Annotated in this window: 8 protein-coding genes and 1 pseudogene; all 9 read right to left on the bottom strand. The window is 35.8% G+C overall.

The annotated features are described in order from the left end of the window. Positions 1-338 (bottom strand): annotated as a pseudogene (locus F4V44_RS26110) (hypothetical protein); the annotation flags it as partial. Between the two features lie 26 nt (positions 339-364). Next, positions 365-580, bottom strand: a complete 216-nt coding sequence (locus F4V44_RS26105) for a hypothetical protein (RefSeq protein ID WP_150442903.1) — start codon at positions 578-580, stop codon at positions 365-367. Between the two features lie 96 nt (positions 581-676). After that, a complete protein-coding gene (locus tag F4V44_RS28235) occupies positions 677-811 on the bottom strand; it encodes a hypothetical protein (RefSeq protein WP_263406691.1) in 135 nt (44 codons plus the stop codon). Between the two features lie 157 nt (positions 812-968). Then, positions 969-2,180, bottom strand: coding sequence for a GNAT family N-acetyltransferase (locus F4V44_RS26100; protein ID WP_150442902.1), 1,212 nt, complete (start codon positions 2,178-2,180; stop codon positions 969-971). Positions 2,181-2,362: 182 nt separating this feature from the next. Continuing rightward, complete coding sequence (locus F4V44_RS26095; RefSeq protein WP_150442901.1) at positions 2,363-2,626, bottom strand: hypothetical protein; 264 nt, start codon at positions 2,624-2,626, stop codon at positions 2,363-2,365. A gap of 326 nt (positions 2,627-2,952) precedes the next feature. Then, entirely contained in the window at positions 2,953-3,912 is a 960-nt protein-coding gene (locus F4V44_RS26090; protein WP_150442900.1) for a 3-hydroxyacyl-CoA dehydrogenase family protein, read from the bottom strand. Positions 3,913-4,167: 255 nt separating this feature from the next. Further along, positions 4,168-4,839, bottom strand: coding sequence for a GNAT family N-acetyltransferase (locus F4V44_RS26085; protein ID WP_150442899.1), 672 nt, complete (start codon positions 4,837-4,839; stop codon positions 4,168-4,170). Positions 4,840-4,855: 16 nt separating this feature from the next. Beyond that, complete coding sequence (locus F4V44_RS26080) at positions 4,856-5,527, bottom strand: GNAT family N-acetyltransferase (protein WP_150442898.1); 672 nt, start codon at positions 5,525-5,527, stop codon at positions 4,856-4,858. Between the two features lie 30 nt (positions 5,528-5,557). Then, entirely contained in the window at positions 5,558-6,421 is an 864-nt protein-coding gene (locus F4V44_RS26075) for a carbon-nitrogen hydrolase family protein (RefSeq protein ID WP_150442897.1), read from the bottom strand. Between the last annotated feature and the right edge of the window lie 371 nt (positions 6,422-6,792).

Below are 6,792 nucleotides of genomic sequence, written 5' to 3'. Positions count from 1 at the left end.
TGTTGTAATTTCTTATAATTAGAGGAACCCTTTTTCTTGTTTTTTACTTGACGTTGTAAGGTGGCTAATTTAGATAAATACCCTTTTAAATAGCGTGTATTATCTATTTTATTGCCGTTCGAATCGATTAAAAAATGGGTTAAACCTAGATCACAGCCAATTATTTGATCTATAGGTACAGATGTCCAATCGATTTTCTTTTTTAAAGATACGACTTCCTCTATCTTGAGTGAAATATGGGTTTGACCACTGCTGTGGACCGACACCGTAGCCCCTTTAATTTTCCCATTGAATCCATCCTCTTTAAACAACTGGACTTGCTTTTTTGAAAACTTCACTTTAACCCAACCTAATTTGGGCAGTTTCACTTGTCTTTTTCACTATCCAAGGCAATATTTCCATTGGTTTCTTTGGTGGAATAACTTTGTTTGGATTGATGTTTGGATTTAAATTTGGGGTATTTGTTTTGCCCCTTAAAAAAACGGTCAAATGCCTCATCCACTTGTTCCATTGCACATTCTAATGCAAATTTATCCGGTATGTTTAACCACTTAAATACAGGATGATCTTTTAAAGTCAAAAACGACTTTTTAAATTCTCCATAGCCTAACGTCTGCCCCGTCTCACGATCAACTTCTTGTTTTTCGTTTAAATAAAAGTTAAAAGTAAAACGGGCTCAGCCGATGGAATGCAGGATTAATTCCTGTTGTTTGGGTGTTGTTATGGCACGAACTTTCATTCCATAATGATGGAGTTTTAACCCATTCTTTTCCAGCTCTTTATTTCGTTGTTCAACGGTTTTCCTTACCATAACAAACACCTCCTTGATTTTGACCCTATAGTTTTATTTTACCAAAAGGAACGTATGTTTGTCTTTTGATAATACATATTATCTAGTAAAAAGTTTTTTTCTAAAGAAAAAACGCCCTAACTCATGACTGAAGTCAAAAGTGTGCGGGCGTAGTCCATCAAAAATAATCCGAAAAATAAGGGGTCTCCCGTTCAATTAAATTTTCTAATAGTTCTACTGTCTGTTTATTAGCCGTAAACCGGCCAATCACAGCTAAGTATGAAGGTCTTTTGTAGCCCAGCATCATGGTTGTCAGCGTTTGGATATCCAATGAGAAGTCTGCAAAACCTTCACTTTGTACGAGTTCACCTTGACCTGTTTCAGAAACATGCAGGGTAAAGACCCCTTGATTCCATTCCAAAATAGGGTCAGTCAGCTCAAATGTCAGGTGAATCTCTGTTCCCAATGCCTTGAAAGGATATTGCGTGAGAAATTGTTTCACATCTACAATCCGAGCCATATAATAAGGGGCAATTGTTTCCTTAATATCCCCATCATCCAGCCAAAATGCTAATGGATCATTTGTATAAGTATTTCCAATTACCTTCGATACCATCGAAAAATGAGCACTGATGAAATTCCAAAGTCCAATTCGTGCCTCTTGATTGATATAAACCATCTCTTTCACATGCAGCACATCTTTTGAAATCCAGTATAACAAATAACCAACCGGCTGATGTGAACCATCATAGTAGACGGCGGCTGTTAAATCATCCAAATCCCACCTCCAGTATTCATCCCAAGCTAGTTCATTTCGAATCATCGCCGCATGACGCATACTGGAAAAATGTCGGTACACCCTTCTAACATCAGGATGTTCCGTATCCAATCTTTCCACATAACCAGGAACTTTTCTTATCTTTGGCAGCTGATAGTCTCTAATTTCAAAGGTCATCTTATCAGAAATAATTTCCCACCCTTTTCGACGGTAAAAAGGAAAAGAATAAGGAAATAAGTAAGAAATGGATTGCCTTCTTTCCTGCATATCTAGAAGCGCCTGCCTCATCAGCTTATTCATTAGGCCCAGCCCTGAATATTCAGGATAGGTTCCAACTCCTGTCAGACCACCCATTTCAAATGTTCGCCCAAAAATATTTACTTGGAACGGATAAACAGCCAATTGAGAAATCAATTTTTCGCCATCAAACCATCCTAATACATCCGCCTTTTCTAACACAGGCAGCTTAGCCAGAGCAATTTCACGTTCTTCCCAACCCACCATCTGCAATTCTTTTTTTGTCACCTGAAACACATAACGCAATAACTCATTGAATTGTTGAAAATGTCTTGTCTCCACTTTCTCCATTCTGAGTCTATCAAGTCGACTCATACAATCCCTCCAAAACATGTGCCAATCCTTTTACATCTATTCTATTTTAAACAAAATCTAAATATTTATATACAAAATCGTACACTTATGAAGCAGTTATAAAATAACCGGATTATTATTACATTGAAAAAAGCTGCCTTTTTCATTAGACAGCTTCTTTGAATTCTAATCTTCTATATTAATTACTGAAGGTAATATTCCTCCAAATGCATTTGATACAGCATTTCCTCGTATTTATGTTCTAATAATTCTTTTAATACGAAAAGTTCTTCCAATGAAATAGAAGAGTTGGTTTTCAAATAATCAATATTATCGAACTCTATATCTTCCCACCCATTTAGTTCAGTAATGTCCAACATGATAATAAGATTAATAATTTCATTCATGACTTGTTCTTTTATCGTTCGCTTTGATTCTAATTTAAGACTGCTCCCTTTTGTCATCATTACGTATTACTCTCCTTTTCACAAAATTTATATGTGCATTTTTTCACATAAATATTCATGTAATAAATAACGTAATTTATTTTCTTTAACTAGTTACTTCTAGATGCTATATGAATAATTAAATCATTTTAAAAATTATATTACAATATAGATTTATTCTTCATTTTCGAATATTTATTGAACGAAGTATCCTGGAACAACGACACAAAAAGGAAGCTGATATTCAAACAAATCAGCTTCCTTTTATATTATACTTATGGGTGAAGTAAAATGGTTAACCACTAAAAAGTTTGGGTCTGTTTTGTAACACTAGTTAAATCAGATTCTTATTTTTCAGATTTAACTGTTTTGTTCTCTTCTTTTTGCTGAATTAATTTAGCAAGGTCTAAGAAATGATCGTCACGTGTATGAATGGCTTTTGCACCGTTATCATCATATTCGTAGAAGCCTTTATTTGTACGGATACCATGCTCGCCGTTTTCTACCATTTTATTTAAGAATTCAGGTACTTCTCTTGTATTTGAAAGATCCTTCATGATATTTCCTACCATTGCTCTTGTTGTTTCAAGTCCAGCTAAATCTTGACTTTCTAATGGTCCGCAGAAAGCCCATTTAAAGCCCATGCTTCCTTTGGTAGCAATATCGATATCTTCTGCTGTACAAATTCCTTGTTCAATTAAGTTAAAGCATTCACGAAGATACGCTACTTGAACACGGTTAACAATAAAGCCAGTAATTTCTTTATTCAGAACAACTGGAGCTTTTCCAATTTCTTTCATTAAGTCATATGCAGCTTGAACTACAGCTTTATCTGTTTTCTCGAATTGAGCAATTTCCACAACAGGTACAATTTGCGGTGGATTGAAGTAGTGTGTAATGACAAATCTTTCTGGATGTTTTGCATTTTGTGTTAATTCTTTTAATGGGAACGTTGAAGTATTAGATGCAATAATTGTTTCTTTAGGGACAACGCTTTCAATGATTTCGTAAGTAGCTAGTTTTGTCTCAAGAACTTCTGGAATGGATTCAAGAATGAATTCTGCACCATCAATTGCCTCACGTAAATCAGTTGTATAAGTAATACGTGATAATGCCTGCTCCATTTCTTCAGCAGTAGTCATTCCTTTTTCTACCATAATTTGTAAACTGTTAGTAATAAGTTCTCTTGCTGTTTCTAAAGAAGATTCTCTTCTAGCTTGAATTTTTACATTTTTTCCAGCTTGAGCAAGCAGCTGAGCAACACCATGTCCCATAATTCCTGCTCCAAGTACGGCCATATTTTGCATTTGAATACCCCTTTTCTTATTATGTAAGTTTGATTAATGGATTCGAGTGCTAGTATATATTAAGAAGCACACTGCCATATACTTATTATTTTCTTTTTTCATTATATCATTACCCTTGTTGAAAAGATTGTAATCTATATTACAATTAAGAAAGAAAATTTCTTTTATTTTTATATCAACATAATATTATTACTAATATGGATTTAGCTACAAAAAAAGCTACAAGACAAAATTCCTTGCAGCATAAAACGTTTATTATAAAGCTAATAAACCTACCTTTGTTTTTTCTTCTAAGTTTTCAATCATCTTATTCCATGACTCTGGTTTATTTGATAACACGGTATAATAGCGTTTCAAAAATTTCACAATTAAGTCTGTTTGCAATTCATTCAATTCCCCATCCATTGGAAGGAAACATAGATCAAGGCCTGTTACAGCTTCACCATCATTATTCCAAGAAGGATGAACATATGGAAAATCAAGTCGTTTATAACCCAGATGTGCCAACACTTCACGGCGTACGTATGGATCCATCGGCTTAATTCCGCCGAACTCATAATGATCGACATGATATGGATTATACACTTCTGCAAACATACCTAGTAATTTCTTACCATGTTCTCCTGCTAACGCATGTAAATCCACTAACCTTTTTTGCGCTAGAAATGGTCCAATTCCAAGGCCTGCTTGACCAATTATCGTAAAATCTGTCATAGCAACATTAAAATCCTCATAATAGCGGTACTCTGTAGCTCCTACTACTCTACCTTCATGAACAGCAACAAATACACGAATTCCTGGGTCTTCTAATGGTTCTTTCCAAAGTTCAAATTCCAATACCTCCTCAGGAGGAAAAACATCTTGCATTAATTGATGCATTTGTTTAAATAACGGATCTTCGATATTTGTAATTCGATTATATTCCATTTGCTCAATCTCCTTTTTATTTAGAATGGCTAAAAGGATTTTTCCATTCCATTAAAGTCCCATAGTGTAAAGATTCTTCGTCCTCTAAATAATTAGCTACTACTTTTACAGGAGTACGGCCGCATCGAAGGAGAAAGGTAATGACTGGGTCTTTCAGCTCTCCTTTGACAACAGCATCTAGATATTGTTCAGGGGATATTTTATTTGCCAGCTTATGATATCCCGGCATTCTGCCTCCCCCAAGCAATCTTTGCAAATGCAAATGAACAACCACATCATACATAGAAAACATTAACCACTTGCCCAACCCTAGTTTTCGATAGGAAGGACGAACACCAATATCAACAACATATAAAGTGTTTCCATTCTGTTTGTGGTTTCGAATATATCCATTATCGGTTATCTCTTCCCAGGTGTGATCAGGATGCTTGGGATCAAAATTCACGAGTAAACCAGTCATTGAGCCAGCCATTTCACCATTCACTTCAATACATAAGGCTCCTTCAGGAAAAAGAGACACATGATTTTTTAACTGTTCTTCATTCCACCATAATTCGGATGGAAAAGGAGGAGGGAAGCTTTCCTGTTGAATACGAATTAGGTCAGAAAAATCCTTTTCTTCATAATTACGGATTACCACTGGAACAGGCTTGTCTTGGTCGAAAACAAAAAATTCTTTTCGATACATTTTGAACCTCCCTTTCTATAGGCGAAATCTTTATTTTGTTTCCCAATCAGGATATAAATCCGTTCGTCGGTCACGCCAGGTCGTAACAGAGCCCTTTTCTCGAACTTGATATAGAAGCTCTAAGTTAAGATCTGCTGTTACAATCATATCTTGATTGATTTCCCCTTCTACTAGGATCCCTTTTGGCGGGAATGGAATATCATTTGGCGTGATGACAACGGCCTGTCCAAAATTTGCCCGCATGAAATCCACTGTTGGCAGTGAGCCGACCGTACCGGTAGTGACGACGTAGACCTGATTTTCAATCGCTCTTGCATGGCTTGTATAACGAACCCGGTGGAAACCATGGCGGTCGTCGGTGCAAGATGGACAAAAAATAACATCTGCCCCCTTTGCTTTTGCCATACGGACGATTTCAGGAAACTCAATATCATAACAGGTTAACATGGCAACCTTACCTTTTTCTGTTTCAAATACCTCCAGAGTATCTCCTTTACTCATATTCCATTCTGTCACTTCTGTTGGCGTAATATGAAGTTTTGCCTGTTCGACAACTCGTCCGTCAGGATAAAACATATGAGCGACATTATAAAGTCGATCTCCTTTACGGATAACATGTGTCCCTCCAATAATATGCATGTTGTACTGTTTGGCCAATTCTATAAATAATGAACGATATTGTTCAGTAAAATCAGGTAATTGCCCAATAGTTAAGGCTTTTCCGTTTTCATCTCCAATTGACATAAGCTGAGTGGTAAAAAACTCAGGAAAGATAATAAAATCTGATCCAAATTCTTCTGCCGTTTTAATATAATGCTCCACTTGATCAGCAAACTCTTCAAAAGAATGAATCGTGTGAAGATGATATTGAACAGCTGATACTCTCATTTGCATAAAATCCCCTCTTCCAAACGCATATTTTAGTATGTTTACTATTAATAACATAGGCATTTTATAAATTAAACATGTGTACATTTAATCTAAAAGCATAGGCTGTGTATTTGCAAATGTTCAGCTCAAGGAAAACTTTCAATCTAATTCCTACTCATAAATTTACAACATAAAAATTCAAAAAAAATACCGCACGAGTAAAAATAACTGTGCGGTTAACAAATAAAACAGTATCAACATTAGGCGGGATCGCCTAGGGAACGACCCCATAATAATAATAATTTTTAGTTAAACGAAGTACAGAAAAACATTGCTCAGGAGCGAAACACTTAACAGTCCGAGCTCCTGAGCCCAGCTAAACAATGCCTAAATTA

The organism is Niallia endozanthoxylica (genome assembly GCF_008710145.1).
Classification (GTDB): Bacteria; Bacillota; Bacilli; order Bacillales; family Cytobacillaceae; genus Bacillus_BD; species Bacillus_BD endozanthoxylica.
This window is presented reverse-complemented; position numbering and strand designations above follow the sequence as displayed.